At 71.4% G+C, this 24,817-nt stretch carries 19 protein-coding genes; 14 read left to right on the top strand and 5 right to left on the bottom strand.

What is annotated here, in order from left to right:
• Positions 1-2,774, bottom strand: a 2,774-nt coding sequence (locus tag HV824_RS22675) for an AMP-binding protein (RefSeq protein WP_303623433.1), incomplete at its 3' end; no start/stop codon positions are given.
• A gap of 91 nt (positions 2,775-2,865) precedes the next feature.
• On the opposite strand from HV824_RS22675, the gene HV824_RS22680 reads away from it, so the two are divergent.
• Positions 2,866-4,380, top strand: a complete 1,515-nt coding sequence (locus tag HV824_RS22680) for a class I SAM-dependent methyltransferase (protein WP_176424202.1) — start codon at positions 2,866-2,868, stop codon at positions 4,378-4,380.
• A gap of 9 nt (positions 4,381-4,389) precedes the next feature.
• Here HV824_RS22680 and HV824_RS38070 read toward each other — a convergent pair whose 3' ends face one another.
• Positions 4,390-5,889, bottom strand: coding sequence for a class I SAM-dependent methyltransferase (locus tag HV824_RS38070; RefSeq protein WP_176416469.1), 1,500 nt, complete (start codon positions 5,887-5,889; stop codon positions 4,390-4,392).
• 128 nt (positions 5,890-6,017) lie between these two features.
• Between HV824_RS38070 and HV824_RS22690 the strand changes: the two genes are divergently transcribed.
• The 9 genes from HV824_RS22690 (at position 6,018) to HV824_RS22730 (ending at position 18,542) form a co-directional block, all read left to right on the top strand.
• Positions 6,018-6,839 (top strand): lysophospholipid acyltransferase family protein, encoded by an 822-nt coding sequence (locus HV824_RS22690; protein WP_176416468.1) that lies wholly within the window; start codon positions 6,018-6,020, stop codon positions 6,837-6,839.
• Positions 6,836-7,783, top strand: a complete 948-nt coding sequence (locus HV824_RS22695) for an NAD-dependent epimerase/dehydratase family protein (protein WP_176416467.1) — start codon at positions 6,836-6,838, stop codon at positions 7,781-7,783. The genes HV824_RS22690 and HV824_RS22695 overlap by 4 nt, the downstream gene beginning before the upstream one ends.
• A 39-nt stretch (positions 7,784-7,822) precedes the next feature.
• Positions 7,823-9,400: a bifunctional 3-(3-hydroxy-phenyl)propionate/3-hydroxycinnamic acid hydroxylase gene (locus tag HV824_RS22700; protein WP_176416466.1), complete on the top strand. Its 1,578-nt coding sequence runs from the start codon at positions 7,823-7,825 to the stop codon at positions 9,398-9,400.
• A 191-nt stretch (positions 9,401-9,591) separates the two neighbouring features.
• Positions 9,592-10,815 (top strand): endonuclease domain-containing protein, encoded by a 1,224-nt coding sequence (locus tag HV824_RS22705; protein ID WP_176416465.1) that lies wholly within the window; start codon positions 9,592-9,594, stop codon positions 10,813-10,815.
• The gene (locus HV824_RS22710) at positions 10,802-11,962 is read left to right on the top strand and encodes a hypothetical protein (RefSeq protein ID WP_176416464.1); all 1,161 of its coding nucleotides are present in this window, start codon (positions 10,802-10,804) and stop codon (positions 11,960-11,962) included. The genes HV824_RS22705 and HV824_RS22710 overlap by 14 nt, the downstream gene beginning before the upstream one ends.
• A 20-nt stretch (positions 11,963-11,982) precedes the next feature.
• Complete coding sequence (locus tag HV824_RS22715; protein WP_176424203.1) at positions 11,983-15,453, top strand: helicase HerA-like domain-containing protein; 3,471 nt, start codon at positions 11,983-11,985, stop codon at positions 15,451-15,453.
• A gap of 220 nt (positions 15,454-15,673) precedes the next feature.
• A complete protein-coding gene (locus tag HV824_RS22720) occupies positions 15,674-17,134 on the top strand; it encodes an anthranilate synthase component I family protein (RefSeq protein ID WP_176416462.1) in 1,461 nt (486 codons plus the stop codon).
• Positions 17,131-17,700, top strand: a complete 570-nt coding sequence (locus tag HV824_RS22725; protein WP_176416461.1) for an aminodeoxychorismate/anthranilate synthase component II — start codon at positions 17,131-17,133, stop codon at positions 17,698-17,700. Before HV824_RS22720 ends, HV824_RS22725 begins: the two co-directional genes overlap by 4 nt.
• A 17-nt stretch (positions 17,701-17,717) precedes the next feature.
• Entirely contained in the window at positions 17,718-18,542 is an 825-nt protein-coding gene (locus HV824_RS22730) for an aminotransferase class IV (RefSeq protein ID WP_176416460.1), read from the top strand.
• Between the two features lie 18 nt (positions 18,543-18,560).
• Here the strand turns inward: HV824_RS22730 and HV824_RS22735 are convergent, their stop codons facing one another.
• Together HV824_RS22735 and HV824_RS22740 are read right to left on the bottom strand one after the other, a co-directional pair.
• Positions 18,561-20,120, bottom strand: coding sequence for a hypothetical protein (locus HV824_RS22735; RefSeq protein WP_176416459.1), 1,560 nt, complete (start codon positions 20,118-20,120; stop codon positions 18,561-18,563).
• A gap of 31 nt (positions 20,121-20,151) precedes the next feature.
• Positions 20,152-20,952 (bottom strand): pseudouridine synthase, encoded by an 801-nt coding sequence (locus HV824_RS22740; RefSeq protein WP_176416458.1) that lies wholly within the window; start codon positions 20,950-20,952, stop codon positions 20,152-20,154.
• 185 nt (positions 20,953-21,137) lie between these two features.
• Here HV824_RS22740 and HV824_RS22745 point away from each other — a divergent pair, with 185 nt between their 5' ends.
• From HV824_RS22745 to HV824_RS22760, 4 genes are all read left to right on the top strand, one after another.
• Positions 21,138-21,575, top strand: a complete 438-nt coding sequence (locus HV824_RS22745; protein ID WP_176416457.1) for a hypothetical protein — start codon at positions 21,138-21,140, stop codon at positions 21,573-21,575.
• 14 nt (positions 21,576-21,589) lie between these two features.
• Positions 21,590-22,018 carry a phage holin family protein gene (locus tag HV824_RS22750; RefSeq protein WP_176416456.1) on the top strand — a complete coding sequence of 143 codons (429 nt, stop codon included), beginning with the start codon at positions 21,590-21,592 and terminating at the stop codon, positions 22,016-22,018.
• Complete coding sequence (locus HV824_RS22755; protein WP_176416455.1) at positions 22,015-22,956, top strand: hypothetical protein; 942 nt, start codon at positions 22,015-22,017, stop codon at positions 22,954-22,956. Before HV824_RS22750 ends, HV824_RS22755 begins: the two co-directional genes overlap by 4 nt.
• Before the next feature lie 114 nt (positions 22,957-23,070).
• On the top strand, positions 23,071-24,330 hold the full coding sequence (locus HV824_RS22760; RefSeq protein WP_176416454.1) for a threonine/serine exporter ThrE family protein: 1,260 nt from the start codon (positions 23,071-23,073) through the stop codon (positions 24,328-24,330).
• A gap of 1 nt (position 24,331) precedes the next feature.
• Here the strand turns inward: HV824_RS22760 and HV824_RS22765 are convergent, their stop codons facing one another.
• Positions 24,332-24,748, bottom strand: a complete 417-nt coding sequence (locus HV824_RS22765; protein ID WP_176416453.1) for a DoxX family protein — start codon at positions 24,746-24,748, stop codon at positions 24,332-24,334.
• Positions 24,749-24,817: the final 69 nt, after the last annotated feature.

Raw genomic sequence — 24,817 nt, forward strand, 5'->3', positions numbered from 1 at the left:
AGCCCGCCCAGCGCCCCCGTCACCACGTAGAAGCCCGCCTCTTTCAGGCGCACCGGCGCAGGGGTTGGGGACGGCGTCCAGGCCACGTAGCCACGCTCCCAGCGGCGGCCCTCCCGCCAGGCCAGCTCGAACGCGGGGCGCGGCTGCCCAAGCTCGGTGGCCACGCAGTCCACCGCGGCCGGGCGCTCTTGGGGAACCCACAGGACCGAGGTCTCCAGACCGGGCACCTCCGCCTCCGCCGCGCGGAGCAACCCCGGCAGCAGGTGGGCCGCCGCCCCGGTCTCGAGCGAGGCCCCCGCCTGAGGCACGACGACGCGCAGCCGGCAGGGCGCGGCCTCCACGAGCGGCGCCAGGGATTGAGCCAGCGCCAACAGGGGCGCCACCGCGCGCGCGAGCGTGTCCCGCGAAGACGCGCCCGTGGTCGGCGCTGCCACGTAGACGACTTCGCTCACCCGGCGCTCGGCGGAGGACAGGTGCCGCGACAACGCGGAGCCATCCCCCACCTCCGCGTGCAGCACCTCCCGAGGCGCCATCCGCGCGCGCAGCGCCTCGGCCCAGGAGGCGTCGCCCACGACGAGCACGGCCCCCGCCTCCGCCACGCCAGCGCCGGGCTGCCGCTGCCGCCAGCGTGGCACGGCCAGGCACGGGGGCAACGTGAAGCGGCCCCCCAGCAGCCGCTCCGCCACGCGGCGCTCCTCGGCCAGCTCCCCGGCCTCGAAGCGCCGGCGCAGCTCGGTGCGCCCGCGCTTGCCCAGCTCCGTGCGAGGCACCTGCTGCCGGGCGAGCGGCACCAGCCACGCCACCTGCAAGCCCAGCCGCCGTCCCACGGCCTCGCGGATGGCGCGCAGCAGTTCGCCCAGCGGCGGCGCGTCTGGCGCGGGGACGAAGAAGACGACGATTTCATCCGTCTGCGCGCCGCCCGCGCGCGTGGCGCATGCCACGGAGTACGTGGGCAGCACGCCCGGCACCTCCTCCACCACCGTCTCTATCTCCTGCGGATAAACGTTGTTGCCGTGGAGGATGAGCACCTCCTTCTCGCGTCCGGTGATGGCCATCTGCCCGTCGCGCACCCAGGCGAGGTCCCCCGTGCGAAACCACCCGTCGGCGGTGAAGGAGCGGGCATTGAGCTCCGGGTCATCCAGGTAGCCCGCCAGCACCGACGCGCCCCGCACCTGGAGCTGCCCCACGCGGCCCTGTGGCACCACCTGGTCCGCGTCATCCACGATGCGCAGCGCCGAGCCCGCGGGTGGCGGCCCCAGCTCCACCGCGGACTGACCGTCATGCGTCCGGACGCCCCGGGTGTTGGTGAAGAAGGAGGTGGTCTCCGCCATGCCCCAGCCCGGGCACACCACGTCCCGCCGGAGCCCGTCACCCGCCAGCGCCTCCGTGAAGCGCTGAAGCGTCCGCGCGACGAGCGGCTCGCCCGCGCAGCTCAGCACCCGCACGTGCGACAAGGTCCAGCCGCGGCGCTCGCCTCGCTCCAGCCGGTCCGCCACCAGTCCGAACGCGAAGTTGGGCGCCCACCCATGGGTGCCCTTCAGCTCGGAGAGCAGGTCCATCCACCGCAGCACGTCCGCCAGGACATAATCGCGGGACACCAGCGCATGTGACGTGCCCGCCCGCAGGCAGAGCAGGTGCGAATAGGTGATGCCCGCGACGTGGTCCAGCGGCATCCAGCTCACGCCCACGTCCTGGGGCGTGTACCAGCCGCCCGCCATCATCGCGTCGCACATGTCCAGCAGGTTGTCGTGCGTGAGCACCACGCCCTTGGGCAGGCCGGTGCTGCCGGAGGTGAATGACATCAGCGCGGCGGCGCCCTCGGGCACGGCGGCGGGCTGCCCCTCCGCCCCCGTGTCCAGCGCGGCGAGCGTGGCCACCCGAAGTCCCGCGGCTTCCAGGGTGCCGACGGCGGCGGGCCCCGCGAGGACCCACGGCCCGCCCAGGCGCTGCGCCACCGACAGCACGCGCGCCATCGTGGGATGCGCGCGCTCGAACGACGCGGGCCAGGCCAGCAGCGACGGCACCACGCCGGCGAGCGTGCACGCCCAGAAGGCCCGGATGACCTCGCCCGGGCGCTCCAACACCAGGACGGCGCGGTCCCCCGCCTTCAGCCCGCGTGCTTGCAAGCCGCCGCACAGCCGCAGCGCCTCGCGCCAGAGCGCATCGAAGCGCAGCACCTCGCGCCGGCCCTCCACGTCGATGAACGTCAGCGTCTTCTCCGGATGCAGCGCCACGGCCCGCCGGAGCATCTCTCCGAGCAGGCGAGGCGCTCCCTCCGGCCGGCACGGCGGGCCGCCATCCAGCAGCGCGGGCGGAGCGTTCTCCAGGTCGGCCTCATCCACGGAAGACGTCTGGGACGCAGCGCCCGACGTCTCGTCCAGCCGAGGCATCAGCGGCCCGGGCAGGAGCTCATCCAAGGGTGTGTAGCGCTCCTCCCGCACGCGGGGCCCGGCCAGCACGGCCACCACCCGGCCAGCGGCGCGCAGCCGTGACTCCAGGTGCTGGCGCACGGAGGGCGTCCACCGCGCGAGCCGCGCCTCATCCGGCGTCCCCGTGTCCTGGAGCGGCAGCACGTCCACCAGCGCAACGGCGGGAGCGGCGTCTCCCAGGTGCTCGCGCAGCAGCGACTCCAGGGCCGCGGCCTGCACCGCGCGACGAGGCACCACCCAGGCCGTCGCGACCCCAGAGGACTCCCCCACGTGGACGTCCTGGACGCGCGCATCCTCGCGCAGGAGGTGAAGGGCCGCTTCCACCGGAGTCGTTCGAGGAGCCATGGGCGTCATCGTAGCGCAGGGCCCGCCGCCCCGGGGTTGCGCCCCGGGACAGTGAAGGGCGAAGCTGAAATCCCCCCCGGACGAGGTATCAATGGTCGTCGACCGTCGCACCCTGGCGCAGTCCCTCCACTTCTGGGCGCGCAATGCCTCGAACGAGTCGGCCCTGCTGCGCACCGCACTGTCACTGGGACTCTTCGACGCACTGCCGGTAAAGGGGGACGGCCCGCCCGTGTCGATGGCGGAGCTGGCACGTCGAATCCAATGCACGCACCGGGGAACCCGGGCCCTGACGGAGTTGCTCGTCTGCCTGGGTTTCGTGCACCTCGATGACGCGCGCGAGCTGGCGCTCACCCCCACCGTCGCGACGTTCCTGCGCGACGCGGACTTCCGGCGACGGCTGGAAGCCCAGCGTCCGTGGTGGACCGCCGGGGAGCTCTTGGCCCAGGCGGTGAAGCAAGGCGGGCCGGTGGCGCACGGTGGCGCGAGCTGGGACGTGCTTGGCCATTACCGCGCGCTGTTCCTCACGCCGGCCGAACCGGGGCCCTCACCGGACGCCGAGGACTTCTTCGACCGCTACGCGCGCAGCGCCCTCCGCATGCAGGTGCTGCTGGCCGCGGGCCGGCTGGGGTTGCTGGAGGCCCTGTCATCGCAGGACCCCACCGAGCAGACGCTGGGCGCCGCCACGGGGCTCGGCGGCGAGGGCCTGTCGCTGCTCGTCGCCTTGCTGGAGCAGCTCGGCATCGCCCAGCGGGAGGGCGCGGCGTGGCGGCTGACGGACGAGGCCCGGCAGCTTTTGGACGGCAAGGCCCTGCCCTACCTGCTGCGCTCGCTGTCCGTGTCCGAGCGGTACTGGGAGGCCCTGGGCCGCTTGGAAGAGACGGTGCGCGAGGAGCGCTTCATCCTGGACCTGAAGGACCCGGAGGTGAGCCAGCGCTTCTACGCGGACAACTCGAGCCAGATTACGGCGGTGTTCGCCTCGCACTTCCACCTCAGCCGGCGCGCCGCCGCCACGGTGGCGCAGGCCCGCGCCCTGGAAGGCGCCCAGGTGCTGGACATCGGCACCGGCTCGGGCGTGTGGGGCGCGGCCTTCGCGCGTGCCACGCCCGCCACGCACGTCACGTACTTCGACCAGGCGGTGGTGCTGGAGCAGGTGCGCCGCAACGTGGAGGCGCTGAAGGTGTTGGACCGCGCGCGCTTCTGGCCGGGCAACCTCTTCACCCAGGACTTCGGCGAGGCGGACTTCGACCTCATCATCCTCCCGCAGGTGCTCAACGTGCTGCGGCCCGAGGACCTCCCCGGCATGTTCGCCCGCGTGGCGCGCGCCCTGCGGCCCGGCGGCGTCCTCGTCATCGCGGAGTATGTCCTCGACGAGCGCCGAGATGGCCCGTTGGACCACCTCTACTTCGGCCTGCGCCGCTTCATGACCAATGAGGGGGACCTGCTGTCCGCGTCGGAGTACGGCCAGCTCCTGGCGGACGTGGGGCTGTCCTCCAGCGTGTGCATTCCCCTGCCCACCCAGGAGCTGGTGCTGGCCGCGCGCCCTGGCGTGCCACTGCCCACGACGCTGGCGCCGGCTCCGGCCAGTCCTCGGAAGAGCGCGGCCTGACGCGGCGGCTCAACGCGACGCCGCGGGCTCCGGCCACGCGACGTCGCCCCGGTGGGCGATGACGACCTGCTGGATGGGCATGTCGAAGCCGCGGGCGTCGGTGAGGCCCACGGGCGACAGCAGCGCGCGGAACTCCGGCAGCGACAGCACGTCTCCCTCGTTCGTCACGTACCGGCGCAGCGCGAAGTAGAGCGCGTCCAGCGGGCCGTCTCGCCGGTCCGTCAGCAGGTAGCCGGAGATGAGCAGCAGCCCGCCGGGCCGCAGCGCCCGGGCCAGCCGCGCGAAGAAGCCCGGGAGCTCCGAGGGCGGCAGCGCGGGGATGATTTGCGGCAGCAGGATGACGTCGTAGCGGGACTCGCCGTAGTCCACCGACAGGCAGTCCCCCGCCCACAGCTCGGAACGGGCCTCCAGCTTCAGCTTCGCCAGGTGGGGGCGCACCGCGTCCAGCACGTGCGGCGAATCCAGGTAGGTGACGTGCGTGGTGGGGTCCGCCAAGCCGAAGGCCGCGCCCCACACGCCCGAGCCCGTGCCCACGTCCAACACGCGCGCCTGCGCCAACGGCCGCATCGACCGCACCCGCGTCGCGGCCTGTCGGCTCAGCCGCAGGTGCGAGGCGAAGATGCTGGAGATGCGCGAGGCGTTCTCCTGGTAGATGCGCCGCGCCGTCTCCGCGTCCCGCAGGTCCAACCGGAAGCGCTGCTCGCGCACCGCCTCGTCCAGGTGCCCCAGCGCCTCCCAGTAGGCCATGGTCGCCGGCAGCGCCCGCTGGAAGTACGGCAGGCTCTGGGCGTCCAGCGCCCGGCCCGCGGCCTCCGTGAAGCCCCAGCCTGACTCCCGTGCCTGGGCGATGCCCATCGCCGCCAGCGCGCCCAGCAACACCTCCAGCGCCTCCGCCGAAGCGCCCACGTCCCGCGCCAGCACGTCCAGCGGCACGGGCCCGCGCACCAGCTTCGCCAGCACGTCCAGCTCCGCGGCCGTCACCAGCGCCAGCGTGCGCGCGGGGTTGCGGGCGAAGCGGTCATGGAAGTCCCGAGCCTCGGCGCTCGGGGTGGACGGCGCGGGCGACAGGAACAGCGCGCGGTACCACCCGAGCACGTCCCACGTCTCCCCGCCCCACGCCACGGGGCCGCCCCCACGCACGGCCTGAGGCAGCAGCGCCAGTGGATGCCACCAGCGCCGCGCCTCTCGCAGGTCCGCGGTGAACGCCTCATCCCGGAGGAAGGCCGCGGTCGACGCGGGCAGCGAATACCCCCGCCCGTCCTCCAGATGGACGAAGCCGAGCGCGACCAGCGGCTCGACGACGGAGCGCGTCCCTCGCCAGGTGCCGCTCACCCGCTCCGCGAGCGCCTCCAGGGACACCGGCTCGCCCGAGCCCGTCTCCGGGAGGTGGCCGAAGAGGCCCAGCGCGAAGGCGGCCTGGAGCGCCGACGCCTCGTTGCTGGCGTCTCGCGCGTGGAAGTTGAGCTGCTGAACGAAGGCGGGGGACGGCGCGGGAACGGGCTGTGACACGAAGCAGCGCTCCTGGATTGGGGGCTGGGGGGAGCGCGGGCGAGTATCGCTCAACACCCGGCGGGTACCCAACGAACCCGTGGTGGAAAGCGGCGGGGCCGGGCGCGCCGGGGTGCTACGGTGCCCCCGTGGCCCTGACCGACTCATTGGAAGCCCGGGTGGACCGGCTGGAACTGCCGTTCAACGAATACGGCGTCGACCCGTACGGCATCTCCAAGTCTCACGTGCGACATGCGCTGCGCGTCTTTGGCGCCATCTACCGGTACTACTTCCGCGTGCGCTGCTACGGGGTGGAGCACATCCCCCCGCGGGGCCGCGGAATGCTGGTGGGCAACCACTCCGGCGGCGTGGCGGTGGACGGCGCCATGGTGCTGACGTCCACCATGCTGGAGATGGACCCGCCCCGGCTGGCGCAGGGCATGGTGGAGCGCTTCCTCCACAACTTCCCCGTGTCCTCGCTGTGGGCCAGCCGCACCGGGCAGTTCATCGGGCTGCCCGAGCACGCGAAGCGACTGTTGGAGGATGACCGGCTGCTGATGATCTTCCCCGAGGGCGCGCGCGGCACGGCCAAGCTCTTCAACGAGCGCTACTCGCTGGTGGACTTCGGCACCGGCTTCGTCCGCCTGGCGCTGCAGACGCGCTCGCCCATCATCCCCTTCGCGTTCCTGGGCGGGGGCTCGGCCGTCCCCACCGTGTTCAACGCGTACACGCTGGGGAAGCTGCTCGGCGTGCCCTATATCCCGCTGACGCCGTACCTGTTGCCGCTGCCCCTGCCGGTGCAGCTGGACATCCATTACGGCGAGCCGCTCATGTTCCACGGGACGGGGGACGAGGAGGACCACGTCATCGAGGGCTATGTGGCGAAGGTGAAGCAGCGCATCGCGGGGCTCATCGAGCGCGGCCGCGCGCAGCGGCACAGCCGGCGGGCGGGAAGGAACCTGCTGCCATGAGGGTGCTGATTCCAGGCATCTCCGGAGGCATTGCCCGCCAGCTCGCGCTGCACCTGCACGCGCGGGGGCATCAGGTGGCGGGCATCGACACCCGGCCCTGGGCCGAGGCCAACGAGGCCGGCATCCAGGTCTACCGGGGCGACGTGCGCAAGCGCGCCGCGGAGGACGTCTTCCGCCGCTGGCGTCCCGAAGCGGTGGTGCACATGGCCACCGTCACCGCGTTCACGGTGCCGGGCAAGGAGCGCGGGCGCATCAACCTGGACGGCACCAAGGCGGTGTTCGACCACTGCGCGGCCCACGGCGTGAAGCAGCTCCTCTTCGTGGGACGGCACACCTTCTACGGCGCGGCGCCGGACTCGCCGCTGTACCACTCCGAGGACGAGCCGCCCCGCGCGCTGGAGGCCATCCCGGAGCTGGCGGACCTGGTGGCCGCCGACCTGTACGCGGCCACCGCGCTGTGGCGCCTGCCGAAGATAACGACGGCCGTGCTGCGGCTGCCCTACACACTGGGAGCTCCCGGCACCGGCACGCTGTCCTCCTTCCTCAAGGGCCGGCGCGTGCCGCTGGTGCTCGGGTACGACCCGCTGTTCCACGTCCTCCAGGAGGAAGACGTGGTGACGGCGTTGACGCTGGCGCTGGAGAAGCAGGCCCGGGGCCTCTTCAACGTGGCGGGCCCTCCGCCGATTCCGCTGTCCGTCATCGTCCGGGAGACAGGGCGCACCGCGGTGCCATTGCCCGCGCCGCTCCTGTCGCTGCTGCTGGGCCGGGCGGGCCTCCCCCGCCTGTCGGTGGGCGCGCTGGACCACCTGCGCTTCCCCATCGTCGTGGACAACCGCCGCTTCCTGGACGCCACGGGCTTCGAATACCGCCACAGCGTGGCGGACTCGCTGCGCATCTACCGCGAAGCCGCGCCCATCCTCCCCGCGGGGAGCCAGGGACGTTAGACTGCTCCCCGCAGCGGACCTGCTTCCGGGGGGAAGTCAATGTCGGCCGACATCGAGGAAGTGGATGTGGTCATCGCGGGAGGCGGGCCGGTGGGCATGCTCACCGCCAATCTCCTGGGACTCCAGGGCGTGCGCGTGCTCGTCCTCGAACGGGAGGCCGCGCCGCATGGCCAACCCCGGGCCTTCTCCTGTGACGACGAGGCCCTGCGCATCTACCAGGCCGCGGGCCTGCTCGACGCGCTGAAGCCGGACCTGCGTCAGGGCCGGCAGGTCACCTTCACCGGCGTGGGCGGCCAACCCATTGCCCAGGTCCAGCTGGGCCAGGTGGACTTCGGCTACGGCCACGCGCCCATCTGGTTCTTCCACCAGCCGCTCCTGGAGAAGGCGCTGCGCGAGGGCCTCTCCCGCTTCCCCGCCGCCGAGCTGCGCACGGGCACCGAGGTGGAGTCACTGGAACAGGACGGCGCGGGCGTCACCGTGCGCTACCGCACGTCCGGTGTCCGCCACGGGGTGCGCGCCCGCTACCTGGTGGCCTGTGACGGGGGGCGGAGCACGGTGCGCGCGCTGCTGGGCATCCCCATGGAGGGCCGCGGCGAGCAGGAGCCGTGGATTGCCATCTCCGGCACCGTGGCGGAGGAGGACGCGCCTCCGGAGTGTCACGTCGTCTGCGACCCGGCCCGCCCCGGCTTCGTCGGGCGCGGCCCCCTGGGGCGGTTCCGCTGGGAGTTTCGCCTGCGCCTGGGCGAGACAGGCGAGGAGATGACGCAGCCCGGCACGGTTCGCCGCTTGATTGGGCCGTATGTGAATCCGGACCGAGTGACGGTGGAGCGCGCGCAGCTCTACAGCTTCCATTCGGTGGTGGCGCAGCGCTGGCGCGTGGGCCGCACCTTCCTGGCGGGAGACGCGGCCCACCTGCTGCCGCCCTTCATGGGTCAGGGCCTGGTGTCCGGACTGCGCGACGCGGCGAACCTCACGTGGAAGCTGGCGTGGGTCCTCCAGGGCCGCGCCCCCGAGGCGCTGCTGGACACCTACGCCGTGGAGCGCCGTCCGCACGTGCGCGCCTTGCTCGAGGCCACCGCGAGGTTGGGCGCCGTGTTCACCGCGCGCAGCACGCCCTTGGCCTGGGTTCGGGACACCGTGCTCCGGGGCCTCCAGGCCGTTCCAGCCGCGCGCCGCTTCGTGGAGGGCTTCCGCTTCAAGCCGGCGCCCGCCATCGAGGAAGGCTGGATGCTGGGCGGCCGCCGCTCGAGCCGGAGGGCCGCGGAGGGCAGCTACCTGCCCCAGCCTCTCGTGCGGCGCGCGTCCGGTGAGGAGCACCTGTTGGATGACAGCCTGGGCCCGGGCTTCGCCGTGCTGAGCCGGGGCGGCAGCCCGGGGACGGAGGTGGCCCGTGAGCTGGCCGAGTCCCTGGGGGCCCGCGCCGTCACCGTGCGCTCCGCGGGGGTCCCGGGGCTGGGCGACGACAGCGTGGAGGACCACACCGGCAGGCTGTCCGAGTGGTTCCGGGAGCACGGCGCGGACGTGGCCGTGGTGCGGCCGGACCGCTTCGTCTTCGGCGCGGTGCCCCTGGCCCGGATGCCCGAGCTGCGCGCGGCGCTGGGCGTGGAAGAGGCGTGAGCCGTTGCACGGACGACAGACATTGCAAGCACGGTGTCCGGAAGACCTCGGGATGTAATGTCTGACTCGCCCGAGCACAATCACTCTCAGCTGTCCATACCTCCCCCGGGGGTTGCATCGAAGTCCATGAGAGGAGCAGGCTTCCAACCCTCCGCGATGGCAGACCATCACGCGACCTCGGGGGAAATGGCTTGCAGCCACCACTGGATGCAGCGCTTCTCGCTTCACTGGACCGGCATGCCCGCAGACGCGCGCAAGGCATTGCGACGCTGAGCACGCTCGTCGGGCCGCCGGAGCGGGCGCTGACCGTCTGGACGGAGTGGATTCAGCGCCGGGGCCTGAGTGTCGTCATCGTGGATGGGGATGACGTGCGCGCCGTCGTCTCCGCCTGGGCGGCGGCGCTCGCCAGGGAAAGGGACCTGCTGGGTGACGCGGAGGCGTTCGTCGTCCGCGCCCAGCCCCCGAACCAGGCACGGACGCTCCAGTTCCCAGGCAAGACAGCGCACCAGCGGCGCGTGTTGATGGACGGCCTGACGCCCCCGCAGGGACAGTCCGCCACCTGGGAGCTGTGCCGGGCCCTCCTGGAGAGCCCAGACCCGCCGCCGTCCGGTGTGACTCCAGACGCGGTGAGCCAAGCCATCGCGCGCGCGCCGCTGCCAGCCCTTCAGGCGCTGATGTCACTGGTCCCCGCCGGAAGCACGCCGGCCCTGCGCGTGCGGACGGGCCCCGCTGACTTCCGGGCGCTTCGCACCGCCGCGGCTCTGTGCACCGCGGCCCCCGCGCTCACAACGGGCTGCGTGCTCGCCGCGGACGTCCTCGCCGAGCACCTCCGGCGGGAGGAGTCCCACATCCTCGCCATGCTGCGGGAGGGCCGGCTGGACCTGGCCGAGCCGGAGCTCGACGAGGATACCCGCGAGCTCCCTGAGGCCGCGGTGGCCTCCACGCGCGCCCGGCTGCGGCAGGAAGGCTCGTCCGAACAGGTCGTCGCGCTCTACGAATCGGCGGCGCGCACCATCGCCTCGGCCTACCGGGACGCCAATGGCCGCGCCCGGAGCGAGGCGGAGAAGTTCCTGCACGCCCGGCTCCAGGACCATGCCTCCACGCGGGGGCTCTTCGTCCTCAATGGCCACGTGGCCCCGGTCGGAGGTGGCCGGAGGCTGGAGGTGGACCTGCTCTGCACGGAGCTGAACCTGGCCGTGGAGATCGACGGCTACTTCCACTTCCGCAGCCCCGACGGCTTCCGCCGGGACCGGCGCAAGGACGTCGCGCTCCAGTGCTCGGGCTACTGGGTGGTCCGCTTCCTCGCGGACGACGTGGTGACGCGCCTGGAAGAGATTCTTGAAACCCTCGACACGTTGATTGCCACCCGCAGGGGTGAGCTCACCGGGAAGGAAGCATCGAATGGGAAGCGCTGACCACCGGCTGTCAGGCATTGCGTTGTCCTGGCTCATGACGCGCGGCAGTGAGCGACTCGGCACGCGGAGGGAGTTGGAGGACGCGCTCCGGCCCTTCGTGGAGCATCAGCTCAGCCGCGCGGAATGGAAGCTCCGCTTCGAAACGCTCCTGGAGGCGCTGCTGGGCGGCGGGACGGTGGCGGCGCGCGGGCGCAGCAGCTTGGAGCTGACGCCCACGGGCCGGACGGAGGTGCTGCGCTTCCTCCAGTTGGAGCAGCCGCCGCGCGGCCTGACGTGGAAGAAGCTGAAGGCCACGCACCTGGTGGCGCGCAGCTTGGATTTGCCGCCATCGAAGGCGGTGGTGGCGCGGATGAAGGATGCCGACGGCGTGCGCGCCGCCGCGCTTCAGCGCCAACATGGGCTGGACACCGAGGACACCCTCACCCTGGCGCAGACGCGGGACCGGCTGTTGTGGCGGCAGCTCGGCGTCGAGACGGACCGGCCCTTCACCCTGCGCGCGGTGCAGGCCCACCTGCTCGGGCAGCTGTTGGACGCGAAGACGACGGACCCGCGCAAGGGCGTGGAGCAGCTCGCGGCCCGCGCGGCGGGCGCCCCCCGCGTGGATGCGGAGGCCGTGCGCCTGTCGCTGATGCGCCGGTGGGCTGTCGCGCGGGAGGACGGCGCCTCCGAGAAAAAGGGCGCGGCGCGTGCGTCAACGCCGCCGGTGGAACCGGCACCCCATCCCCAGGCGACGCGTTCGGCGGCAACGCCCCCGGCACCGGCCTCGACGTCGTCCGGGGCAGGCGCTGCCACACAGGGCGCTGCGCCTGAGGAAACCGAGGTCCCACGCCTCAGCGACGAGAGGGGCGACGCGAAGACGGACGCCCCGCCCTCCCCGTCCGCCTTCGCGGAGCGTGTCCTGTCCGTCGCCCGAGCCCTCCCCACGGGCCGCTTCGGCGCGAACAAGGTCTTCATCTCCCACGTATGGAAGGCCCTCCAGCCAGAGTGGAGCACCCGCGAGGCCTTCGACGCGGCGCTCCTGGAGGCCAACCGCACCCGCCAATTGTCACTGACGCGCGCGGACCTCGTGTCCGCCATGGACCCCAAAGACGTGGCCGAGTCCGAGGTCCGGTCCTTCGGCGCCAGCTTCCACTTCGTTGTCGTCTAGCCCGAACCCAGGAGCGCCCCGTGGCCAACGACCCCCGTCTCGATATCTTCCTCGACGATTCCCGCGAGGTCTTCACCAGCGTCGAACAGGGCCAGCACATCTGGCAGGCGGACCCGTTCGACGTGGAGGCCCTCAACGCGCCGGCTCGCCGCGTCTTCAAGCGACTGCTCGACAAGGCCTCCTCGGACTCGCCTCCGGGCGCCGGCAAGCTGCTGCTCCTGCTCGGAGAGTCAGGCAGCGGCAAGACGCACCTGGTGCGCGCCTTCCGCAACCTCGCGCATGGTCAGCGCATGGGCTTCGTCGGCTACATGCCGATGACCGTCGATGCGACGCAGTACGACCGCTACATCCTGTCCAACCTCATCGACTCCCTGGACAAGCCGTTCGACCAGGCGGGAGACGATGACGACAGCGGGCTGATGCACCTGTCGGACGCGCTCATGGCCCAGTGCACCAGCGCGTTCGCGCTGCACCTGCAGGACGAGAAGATTCTGGAGGATGAAGAGCTGCACGGCACCATCCGGGCCGTGGCGGACGAGCTGCTGCTGGACGCTCGCTTCCGGGAAGTGGAAGTCGACCTGCTGCGCGCGCTCATCTATCTGCATCGCAGAGACCCCCGGCTCAACCGCCGCATCTTCCACTGGCTGCGCTGCGAGGAGCTGTCCGAGGCGGACCAGCGCGTCATCGGCAACCTCATCCCCCGGACCGCCGACGATGCACCAGCGCGGATGGTGGAGCACCTGGGACGGCTGATGGGGAGCCTGGGCCAGGCGCTCGTGCTGTGCGTGGACCAGGTCGAGGACGTCAGCGACTTCGAACAGCGCCCGCAGATGGAGAACTCCTTCCGGCGCGCGATGAACAGCCTCGCGGCCATCGCGAGCAAGGTGCCTCGCGCGGTCGTGGTCTTCTGCTGCCTCTCCGACTATTGGGCGAAGATGAAGCCCCTGCTCAACCAGGGCATCGTCGACCGCATCGAGAACGACCCCGAGCCCGTGACGCTGGAGCAGACGGTGACGGCGGACACGGCCAGGGACCTCGCGGCGCGGCGGCTGCAAGCCCTGTTCGAACAGCGAGGGTTCACGACTTCCCCATCGGACCCGACCTGGCCCATTCCGGCGGCCGGCTTCGACGTGCTCGGGGGACACCGCGCCCGTGACGTCCTGAATGAGTGCCGCCGCTACCGCGACCGGGCCATCCAGGACGGCGAGCTGCCCGCCAGCTTCCCGCTGCAACGCCCCCAGGGACAGGGCCAAGCAAAGCCCAAGGAGGAGCAGTCCCTTGCCTCCAAGCCGGACATGGACCAACTGTGGACGGACTTCCGCGCCACCCTGCGAATCGACCCGCCCGAGGAGCCCGCCGATGTCGCGGAGCTGCTGGCCTGGGCCATTGAAGCCGGAGGCAAGGAGTTCGGGGACGCGAAGCGCTTCGACGTCAAGCCCAAGGACAAGGAGATGCTGGACGTCCAGGTCCACCCGGAGGGGAGCAAGCTCCTCGTCGCGCTGTGTGAGAAGGATCCACGGGGAGGGGGCCTCGGCAAACAGATGACCGAAGCCATCAAGAAGGCGGTGGGAAAGACGCCTGTCATTGTGCGGACCACCGACTTTCCTTCGTCCAGGCCCGGGGGGATGGTCGCCGAGCAACTGGGCGCACTTCTCCGCAAGGGCGGACGCCGGGTCGTCGTCGGCGACACGGAGCTTCGGGACCTCATGGCCCTGCGCACCTTCCGTGAGCGACATGCGAGTGAAGCCGCCCTCGTGGAGTGGAGCCGGACGGCCCGCCCCATCACCCGGCTCAAGTCCGTGGGCGACATCCTGGGGCTGGAGAAGCCGGACACCACGCCCCCGTCCTCCGGGCCGAAGACGTCCAAGGCCACGCCCAAGGGCGGAACGGGTGTCCCGACGGCCAATGTCGGAGCCCGGAGCACCGCCACCAAGGCACAGACGGAGCTATTCATCAGCGCACCGACGTTGTCGGATGGAACGCCGGTCCCGGCCGACGTCCGCGCGGGAGTGAAGTCCGCCCTTCCTGCCCGTGCCGACACGAGCGCACTGGAGGCGAGAGACGCGCGCTCACCCCGCGAGCCCGTCGTCTCCCAGGGGGCCAGGCAAGGCCGGGCCGAACCCCTTTCGGACAACCCGCTCCAGGGCGTGACACCGCCTCACGGCGTGAAGCCCCCCATCGGCTTCAGGGGCAACGAGAGCCCTCCCTCCCCACGTCCCTCGGAAACCCTCACGGGGCCGCTGCGGATTGGCTCCTCGGAAGGCGTGTTCAGCCAGGTCGTGACGGTGGACCCCTCCGAGCTGACCCGGCACAGCGCCTTCCTGGGCACCACGGGGAGCGGAAAGACGACGCTGGCGCTCAACGTCCTGGAGCAACTGCTCCTCCGAGGCGTGCCCGCCATCCTCGTCGACCGGAAGGGAGACCTCGCCGCGTACGCGCGAGACCTCTCCTGGGAAGGACACCTGGATGATCCCGTCCTCATCGAGCGGCGCCGCCTGCTGCGTGAGCGCGTCGAAGTCGCCCTCTACACGCCGGGCCGCTCCGACGGGCGGCCGCTGGCCATTCCCGTGATTCCACGCGGCCTCGAAAGCCTGTCACCGGAAGAGCGTGAGCAGGGCGTGCAGCAGGCCGCGGATGCCATCGCGGGCATGCTCGAATACAAGACCAGTCCCAACGACAGAGCGGCCAGGGCGCTGCTCACGCAAGCCTTGCGCCTGTTGGTCCAGCGGCCCGCCGGCAACGAGCTGACCCTGGACATGGTCCAGAAGTTCGTCGCGGAGCAGGACGAGTCACTCCGGCAGGAAACAGGGGGCCTGCCGACCAAGACGTTCGCCAAGCTCGCCCAGGACCTCGAAGTGCTCCGGCTCGACCTCCGCCCGCTGCTGGCAACTGGTGGAGAGCGGCTGGATATCAGTGACCTGCTTGGGCTCGGAGCAGCGAGCACGCCGGGCAAGACGCGGCTGAGCATCATCAGCACCAAGTACCTGGGAGATAACAACCGCATCCTATTCTGGGTGGCGCAGCTCCTGTTGGAGACGAACCGCTGGACCAGCCAACACCCCGCGTCCAAGCTCCAGGCCGTGCTGCTCTTCGACGAAGCAGACATGTACCTGCCCGCGACGAGCAAGCCCGCGACAAAACAGCCGATGGAGAACCTGCTCAAGCGCGCGCGCTCAGCCGGCGTGGGCGTCATGCTGGCCACGCAGAGTCCTGGGGACCTGGACTACAAGTGCCGGGAGAACGTGCGCTCCTGGTTCGTCGGCGGGGTGAAGGAAGACAACGCCCTGAAGAAGCTCAAGCCCATGTTCACCGAGGCCCGGATTGACGCAGAAACCCGCCTCCCCGGCCAGAAGCAGGGCCAGTTCCACGTCTTGAGAGAGGGGAAGGTCCAGCAACTGAAGGCTGACCGCTCCGCGATTCGCACCGACCAACTCTCCGAGGACGAAATCCTCAGGGAGGCACGCCGCACCCTGGAACGCGGCTCACGCTGACCGCACTTCCGACAGGAGGCGCTCCCGGGCGAAGCAGCGTGGACGGAACGTTCATTCCACCGCGCCCCCCACTCAGGGAAGCCCCACAGCCGCGGCGGCCTGGACGGAACGTTCATTCCACCGCGACGCCCCGCCCAGGGCCCCCACAGACGCGGCGGACTGGACGGAACGCGCCTTCCAGGCGGCGGCCGTCGCGGTTCCTGGTATCAAGCGCCTCGACATGAGCCGCCCGCCCTCGCCCTCGCCCACGCGCTTCCCGGACCGGACGTCCTTCGAGGCGTTCGTGGCCCAGGGCTACAACCAGGTGCCCGTGGTGCGGCGGCTCCCGCTCGGGGCGCTGCGTCCCGTGGACCTCCTGCGAGCCCTCCCAGCGGAAGGCCGGTTCCTGCTGGAGAGCACCCGGGTCAGCGCCGAGGGGCGGTATTCCTTCCTCGGCGCGAAGCCCTTCCTGCGCTTCACCGCGAAAGAGGGACAGTGCTTCATTGATGGCGCGCTCCAGCAGGGCGCGCCGCTGGAGGTGCTGCGCTCGCTGCTGCGCCGATGGCGTGGCGTGCGTCATCCCGGAATGCCGCTCTTCTGCGGCGGCGCGGTGGGCTTCTTCGGCTACGAGGCCGCGCACTCTTTCGAATCCCTGCCTCGGCACCCACGGGACGACCTGCACCTACCCGAAATCTCACTGTCGTTCATCGACACCTTCCTGACGGTGGACCACCACGAGGGACAGCTGCTCGCGGTGGCCACGGGCTCGGACTGGGAGGACTGTGAGCACAGGCTGGACGCGCTGGAGGCCCACGTCCGCGCCGCCACGCCCACGGCGCCACCCGCGCCACCCGCGATGGATGGGCCCTCCGCTGCGTACCGCTCCAACTTCACCCAGGAGGCATACCTGGACGCGGTCGAGCGCGTGCGCGAGTACATCCGCGCCGGTGACACGTATCAGGTCAATCTCTCCCAGCGACTGGAGGTGGCCTTTCCCGGCGAGCCGCTCGCGCTCTACGAGACGCTGTCCGCCATCAACCCCGTCCACTTCGCCAGCTATCTCGAAGGTGACGGCTTCCACGTCGTCAGCGCCTCACCGGAGCGGCTGGTGCGCGTGGAGAACGGCCGAGCCACCACGCGGCCCATCGCCGGTACGCGCCGCCGGGGCACGCCCGAAGAGGAAGCGCGCTTCGTCCACGAGCTGCGCACGAACGAGAAGGAGCGCGCCGAGCACGCCATGCTGGTGGACCTGGAGCGCAACGACCTGGGCCGCGTGTGCACCTATGGCTCGGTCGAGGTGACCAGGCTGATGGACATCGTCGAGTACGCCCACGTCCTCCACATTGAATCGGAGGTCGTCGGCCAGCTCGCGCCGGGTGTGGAGCCGCTGGACGTCGTGGGCGCGCTCTTCCCTGGAGGCACGATTACGGGCGTGCCGAAGCTGCGCACGATGCAAGTCATCACAGAGCTGGAGCCCCATGCGCGAGGGCTCTACACGGGCTCGCTGGGGTATCTGTCCTTCACGGGTGACCTGGACTTGAACATCGTCATCCGCACGCTGGTGGTGAAGGACGGCCGGGCCTACGCGCAGGTGGGAGGTGGCATCGTCCACGACTCGCAGCCCCGGCAGGAATACAAGGAGACGCTCAACAAGGCGCGCTCGCAGCTCCTGGCCCTGGCGTCAGTGGAGCGCCAGGGATGATTCTCGTCATCGACAACTTCGACTCCTTCACCTTCAACCTCGTGCAGGCGCTGGGCGCCCAGGGCGCGGAGCTGAAGGTGGTGCGCAACGACGCCATCACCGTGGCGCAGGTCGAAGCGCTCCGGCCCGACCACATCCTCATCTCACCCGGTCCCTGCACGCCTCACGAAGCAGGCGTGTCCATGGACGTCATCCGGGCCCTGGGTGGGCGAGTGCCCGTGCTCGGGGTGTGCCTGGGGCACCAGTGCCTGGGCCAGGTGTTCGGCGCGAAGGTGGTGCGCGCACCGGTGCCCGTGCACGGCAAGACGGCGGCCATCGAGCACTCGGGCCAGGGCGTCTTCCGAGGACTGCCCGTCCCCTTCACCGCGGCCCGCTATCACTCCCTGGTCGTGGACGCGGAGCGCCTGCCGGCGTGCCTGGAGGTGACGGCGTGGCAGAACGGGCTCATCATGGGCCTCAAGCACCGCGAGCTGCCGCGCCTGGAAGGCGTCCAGTTCCACCCCGAATCATTCCTCACGCCCCAGGGGCCCCGGCTGCTCGCCAATTTCCTGGAGCCGGCGCGCTGAGCGCACAGGAGGCTGCCATGTTCTCCACGGTCGCGGTGGACGGCGAGGTACGGCGCTGGGAGGACCTGCACCTGCGGGACTTCGCGCAGGGCTTCTTCTTCGGCGCGGGCTTCTTCACCACCTTCCGCATCGAGGCTGGCGAGCCCTGGTTCCTCGCCCGGCACCTGGCGCGGCTGCGCTCGAGCCTGGCCGCCTTTCCCGGCGCCGTCCGCGCGCCGCCGCTGGAGCACCTCAGCGAAGCCGCGGTGCGCGAAGCGATTGCGCGCTGCCTGCGCGCCGACGCCGCGATGGGCCCCGCGTTCCGAGGTGTGGGCAAGTTGTCGGCAAGTGATGGCCGGGCGCTGCTCACCTTCCGCGCGCACGCCCCGGACCTGGAGCGACTGCACCGCGAGGGGCGAGCCCTGGACAATCAGGAGCCGGGGGCCTACCGCCGCGGCGAGTCCACGCTGAATCACAAGGGCCTCGCCTACTTCAGACAGTACAGCGTGATGGAGCGCCTGCCCCTGCTCGGCAACGAGGCCGGCGAGGTCTGCGAGCTCCCCACGGCCAACATCTTCTTCCAGTGCGACGGCGCGCTCATCACGCCGCCCCTGTCCGCGCCATGTCTGCCGGGCATCATCCGCGAAGTGCTCCTGGAGGCCGGCCAGGTGGGGACGCTGCCCATTGTCGAGCGGCATGTCTCGTTCGCGCAGCTCGCCCAGGTGACCGCCTGCGTCTTCACCAACTCCGCCCAGGTGGCCACCGGCGTGCCGAGCCTCCTCGGCCGGGCGCTCCCCACCAGCGTGGCGCTGGCCCGGAGCCTCCGGAGCCTCGTCGAGGACAGCGCCGCGCGCGAGCGCTGAGGCTCACGGGGCGCAGGCCTACGGCGCGGGCGCCGCCTCGCGTCCGTCCACGGGAGACGCGCGGTCCACGGGACGAATCTCCCAGACGGTGTTCCACACGGTGGACCAGTAGGCGTTCATCTCCAACCGGGCGACCTCGACGGCCTCGAAGGCAGCCGCGTCGACGGGCGGAGGCCTGGTATCGAACCAGAAGAAGCGCTCGTAGGCGGCGCCGTGTTGTCTCAGGTAGGGCCCCAGCGTCTGGCGCGTCAGGAAGCCTCGCTCGGGGTAGCCGTCCGCCACCACGGGGGCACGCGCGAACGGGTGGACCCACCAGAGTTGCGGCCCCAGGAGCAGGTCCCGCTCGGTGACGTGGGCCTCCACCCACGCCGGCAGCGGGGCGATGCGCTCGCGGAGGTGGTTGAAACCCTGCCGAGGCTGACGGACGCGCGCGTGCAGCGGCGCCCAGAGGTGTCCCGCCACCACCACCACGCCCGTGGTGACGAGCACCGGAGGTGACATCAACCGGGAACGCTCAACGAGCGACACCAACACCGCCGCCGTGACTGGCACCAACCCCACGCCCAGCGGCGCCAGCAGTCGGCCATCCAGCGTGTCCATCTGCGTGCGCGTGGCCGTCCAGAACAGGCCCGCGACATACGACACGGCCATCAGCGCCGCGGGGCGCAGCCGCTCCAGCGCCGCGTCCGGCAGGTGCTCACGCAAAACGCCACGCGGCGCACGCATCAGCAACCACACCGTGGCCGCCACGCAGAGCACACCGAACGCGCCGAAGGACGCCTCCCCCAACAGGGTATCCACCCCACTGAGCAGCGAGGACACGAGCCCCACGCCACGTGGCGCCCGCGGCGGCCCCAGGGCCCGGCCGAACAACGCGACGTTCCGGACGAACCACGGCGCCACCACGAGCCCGAGCCCCGCGCCCAGCGCTAGCGCATGCACCGCGTGCCGCCGCGCCCCTCCCGCCTCACGCGCCCGGACGAAGCGCCACCACAGGAGCCCGGGCAGGACGAACAGCGCCGCGTAGCGAGTCAGCACCGCCAGGCCCAGCAGCGCCCCCACCAGGAAGGAACGGCCGGCGCTGTCCGCGCCCCGGACCTCCCGCGCCAGCGCGAGCGCGAGCAATGCGACGCACAGGGGCTCGGACCACGCCGCCGCCGCCACGTGCCCGAAGGGACGGTAGAGGACGATGAGCACCGCGCACGTCCAGAGGTAGCGCGCGCCCTGCCCCTCGGGGGCCATGGAGAAGAGCGCCGCGGCGAGCGCGGCGAAGCACAGCAGGTGCAGCGTGATGACCGCCGCATCCGGCCCCAGCCACAACAGGGCGGCCCAGGCCATGGGGAACAGGGGCGGCCACAAGTCCAGCGGCCGGGGCATGGCCGTGTCCACCGCGAGCAGCGTGCCCGACAGCCCCGAGCCCGACACCAGCCCACGGGCCACGGAGAGGTAGTGCAGCGAGTCCGGCGTGTACTCGACGCCCAGGCAGAAGAGGCTGAAGGCCGCAGTGACGCCGAAGACACCAGGCCAGAAGGCCCGCGCGGGGATGCCGCCACGCTCACGGGCCGCGGAAACGTCCATGGCTCGAAGTCTACACGCGGCGGGCGCGGCCTCAGGAAACGATGAAGGACAACCCCTGGGACACCTCGCCGTCCGTCAGCAACCGCCACGCGCCCTCGGGCACGTCCAGCGTCACGCCGCCCACGGCCTCGCGGTGCAGGGTCCGCACCGGATGTCCCACCGCCGCCAGCATCCGCTTCACCTGGTGGTTGCGCCCTTCCGTCAGGGTGAGCTCCACCACGTCCGGCGCGCGCAGCCGGGCCCCCGCGGGCCGCGTCGGGCCGTCCTCCAGCACCAGGCCCTCGCGCAGTCGGAGGAGCGCCTCCTCCGGTGGCGGCCCCACCACGCCCGCCACGTAGCGCTTGGGCAGGTGCCGCTCGGGCGACGTCCCGTGTTGCACCAGGCGCTCGTCGTTGGTGAAGAGCAGCAACCCCGTGGTGTCCCGGTCCAGGCGGCCCACCGCGAGCCACTCATGGTCGCGCAGCGGAGGGGTGAGGCGCTCACGCAGACACTCGAACACGGTGCCCACGCCTTCGGCGTCCGAGCCGTGCACCACCAGCCCCGCGGGCTTGTGGAACATCAGCGCCAACACGGGCGCCTCCAGGTGCCTCACCTGCCCGTCCACCCGCACCTCCATCCCCGGACGCACCGGCGCGAAGGGCTCGCGCTCCACCCGCCCATCGAGCGTCACCCGTCCCTCGCGGATGGCCACTTCCGCCTGGGCGCGAGGCATCACTCCGGCCTTCCCCAGCGCCCTCGCCAACCAATCCGACCTGCCAGCGGGTTGCACGTCCTCCGGCCCTCTCCGCCGTGCCGCTTCCAGCCACCTCGGGGTCCGCTGCTTGCGTGTCATCCGCTCACGTCCTCGCTCATACCGCCCACCATCGCCCGCGCCCTCCACCGCCCACCCTGCCTGCGTACCAGGCTCCGTCCAGGCCAGCCACGCAGCATGTCTACCTTCTGATGCGAAGACACGCGGGGATGATGACCTGTGAGGTCCCCGCGACAGTTTTCCCCTCGGGACATGAAGGAGTCAGCATGGGAAGCGTCATCGACGGCAACATCCAAGGCAGCGGGTACGGGCAGCGCTCGGAAGAAGGCTCCCGCTTCGCCCGTGATGAGTCCGGCACGTCCGGGCTCGGGCAGGCCGGCAAGGAGCAGGCGAAGCAACTGGGCAGCGCCGCGAAGGAGCGCGTCTACCACCAGGTGGAGAGCCGCCGGGGTGACGTGGCCAAGGGAATGCGGGGGCTCGTCTCCACGCTGGAGGGCATCTCGGACAAGGACGAGGCGAAAATGGCCCGGCCGCTGCTCGGCCGCGCGGCGGGACTGCTCCGCCGCACGTCTGAACGGCTGGAGAGCGAAACCACCGAGGAGCTGCTCGCGGATGCCCAGACACAGGTCCGCGAGCGGCCCGGGCTCTTCATCGCGGGGTGCGTGGCGGCGGGCTTCGTTCTCGGTCGGCTCATCAAGGCGTGAGGGGAGTGCCACGAATGGAACCCACGATTCCCCATCGGGACGGAGACGGCTTCGGAGCGCTCTTCTCCGAGTTCACCGAGCAGGCACGCCGCCTGGTTCGCGCCGAGGTGTCGCTGGCGCGCGCCGAGCTGCGGACGGAGGCAAGGAAGGCATCGGCCGGAGCAGGCCTGCTGGCAGGCGGCGGCGTGGTGCTGCTCCTGGGGGCCATCACCTTTGTCGCCTTCCTGGTGGCGGTGCTGGCCGAGGCCCTCCCCCTCTGGGCGTCCGCCCTCATCGTCGCGGTGGTGCTGCTCGCGGTGGGCGGCGCCATTGCCTGGAGCGGACGCCAGCGGATGAAGCAGGTCCACGGGCCTGAAAGAACGATTCAAACCCTCAAGGAGGATGGGCAATGGGCGAGCAAGACCGCGCACTCCATGAAATCGCAGATGCACGGGCACGCATGAGCGAGCTCGCGGGCGAGCTGGCCCGGAAGGCGGAACCCGACCGGTTGAAGGCGCTCGCGAGCGAGAAGGCGTCGGCGCTGAAGGAACGTGCCCGCGAGACCGCCACGCACAAGGCCACCGAGCTCAAGCAGCACGCGAAGGAGGCCGCCGTGGAGAAAGCCACGGAACTCAAGACGCAGGCCAGGGAGACAGTGATGCACAAGAGCATGGAATTGAAGGAGCGGGCCGACTCGCCCAAGGGCTGGAGCCTGCTCGGCGCCCTCATGGGGGCGGGCGTTGGCTCGGCGCTGATGCGCAAGGCCTTCACCACACGCGCGGCGCACCACGACAGCGAGCTCGCATCTGGGAGAGACGAACGGTGGCGCCACGACGGCCCGCGCGCCGGCCGAGACGCCCTGCGCTACACCGAGGAGGCGGACAGCGAAGGCGCCCTCGCCGACATGAAGACCCGCGCCAGCGGCAAGGCGCATGAGGTGAGCGACAAGGCGCATGAGGTGAAGGACAGGGCGCGCGACAAAGCCACCGCGCTTCGGGAGCGGACCGCGGGCGCCGTGCACACGGTCCGGGAGCGGGCGTCACATGCGCGGGAGCGGGTTCCCTCGCGCGAAGCCGTCCAGCATCGGGCCTCCGACTGGTTCACCCGCACGGTGGATGAGCAACCCCTGCTCCTGGCCGTGAGTGGCATCACGCTGGGCATGCTGGCGTCCGCCCTGTTGCCGGTGACAGGAAAGGAGCGCAAGCTCATCGAGCCCGCGAAGCGCCGCGCACAGGAAGGTGTCTCTCAGCTCGGTGGACAACTCCAGGAAAAGCTCCAGGGAGAGGAACAGCAAGCGGCCGGCGACACAGGGAGCTCGCAGCAGGCAGCGTCCGCTTCCTCCAGCGTCAGCGCGAGCAACGTCGAAACAACCGGCCTGGGGGACTCAGGGAAAACACGCTGATGGGCGGAGCTCCCAGGAGCGGGCGGACCTGAACTCGCGACACGGCAGGCGGGCGGCTCCCCGGGAGCAAGGGGTGTGGCTCGCTGCCGTTTGACTCGGCCTGGAGCCTCTGCCATGTGCGCCGCCGTGGCCGTCCCTCCCGAACTCCTCACCGCCGTCAGTCATCCCCCGCCGCCGGGCCCCGCCGTCGCCTTCACCCTCCGCCTGGGCGAGGCGCTGCACCGCTACGGCACGCCCGCGCATCGCCTGGAGCTGCTGATGCAGCGGGTGTCGGAGCGCTTCGGACTGGAGGGGCGCTTCTTCTCCACACCCACGTCCATCTTCTCGTCCTTCGGGCCGCCGGAGGCCCTGCGCACCTCGCTCGTCCGCGTGGAGCCGGGCGACATGGACCTGGAGCGGCTGGCGCTGCTGGACACGCTGGCGGACGAGGTCATCCACGGACAGGTGCCCCCAGCCGAGGGAGCCCAACGCGTGGACGCCATCCTCGCGCAGCCCGAGCGCTTCGGCCCCGCGCTCCAGCTCCTCTGCTGGACGCTCGCGGGCGGCGCCGCGGGGCGGCTGTTCGGCGGTGGCCTCAAGGAGATGGCGGTGGCGGCGCTCAGCAGCCTGCTCATCGGCACATTGGGCGTGTTGACCCGGAAGCAGCCCACCACGGCCCGGGTGCTGGAGCCGGTGGCGGCCATCCTGTCCTCCGCCGTCGCCGCGCTTGCCGCGAGCCTGATGGGGCCGCTGTCCGCGCAGGTTGCCACGCTGGCGGGGCTCATCGTCCTGCTCCCCGGCCTCTCCCTGACGGTGGCCATCAACGAGCTGGCCACGCGCAACCTCATCTCCGGCACCTCACGCCTCACGGCGGCGGCGCTCGTCTTCCTCCAGCTGGGCTTCGGCGTGGCCCTGGGCAGTCGGCTGTCGGTGGTGCTGCCCGCGCCGCCCATGGCGCCGCTGCCCCCCGCGCTGCCGGACTGGACGCAGCTGCCCATGCTGCTGGTGGCCATCTTCGCGGTGTGCGTGCTCTTCCGCGCGCGCCCCAGGGACTGGGGCTGGATTGCCGGAGCCTGCACGTTCGCCTTCGCGGGGGCCCGGCTGGGCTCGCTGCTGCTGGGGGCTCAGCTGGGTGCCTTCGTGGGCGCGCTGCTGCTGGCCATGGGCAGCAACGCGCTGGCCCGGCTGCGCGACAAGCCCTCCATCACCACGCTGGTGCCCGGGCTCATGCTGCTGGTGCCTGGCAGCGTCGGCTTCCGCAGCCTGTCGTCCCTGCTGGAGCGGGACGTGGTGGCCGGCGTGGACACGGCCTTCTCCATGCTGATGGTGGCCGTGGCGTTGGTGGCGGGGCTGCTGTCCGCCAATGCCCTGGTCCCCACGCGCAAGGTGCTCTGACTCAGCCCAGGCGGGTGAGGTACACCGCCACCAGCGTCAGCAGGAAGTAGTGCACCAGCCCGCCCGCGCCGGCGTAGTCCTTCGCGATTCGCTGGCCGAAGAAGAGCGCCACCAGCGACACCGCGGAGAGCAGCGCGCCCCAGAAGGCCAGCGTCGCGCTGCCCGTGGCCACCAGCGACACCAGCCCCGCGGCGCTGAGCGCGCCCGCCGCCAGCTCCAGCACGGTGACGGTGGCCAGCATCAGCGGCACCACGCCGCGCAGCGGGCTCTTGGAGAAGTGGCCCGTGAGCCAGCCCAGGTTGCCCTTCCAGTCGATGACCTTGTCGAGGCCGGACTGGAGGAAGAGGATGGCCAGGAAGACGGCGCAGAGCGCCTGGAGCAACCAGACAGTGAATTGAGCGGATTCGAAGGGCGGCATGGCGCGGCCACTCTAGCCGCCTTGTGGCCAAGCCCAAGCCTTCTTGCAAGGACAGCAGGCAGCCAGACA

Origin of the sequence: Myxococcus sp. AM009 (genome assembly GCF_013372605.1) — a bacterium.
Classification (GTDB): domain Bacteria; phylum Myxococcota; class Myxococcia; order Myxococcales; family Myxococcaceae; genus Myxococcus; species Myxococcus vastator.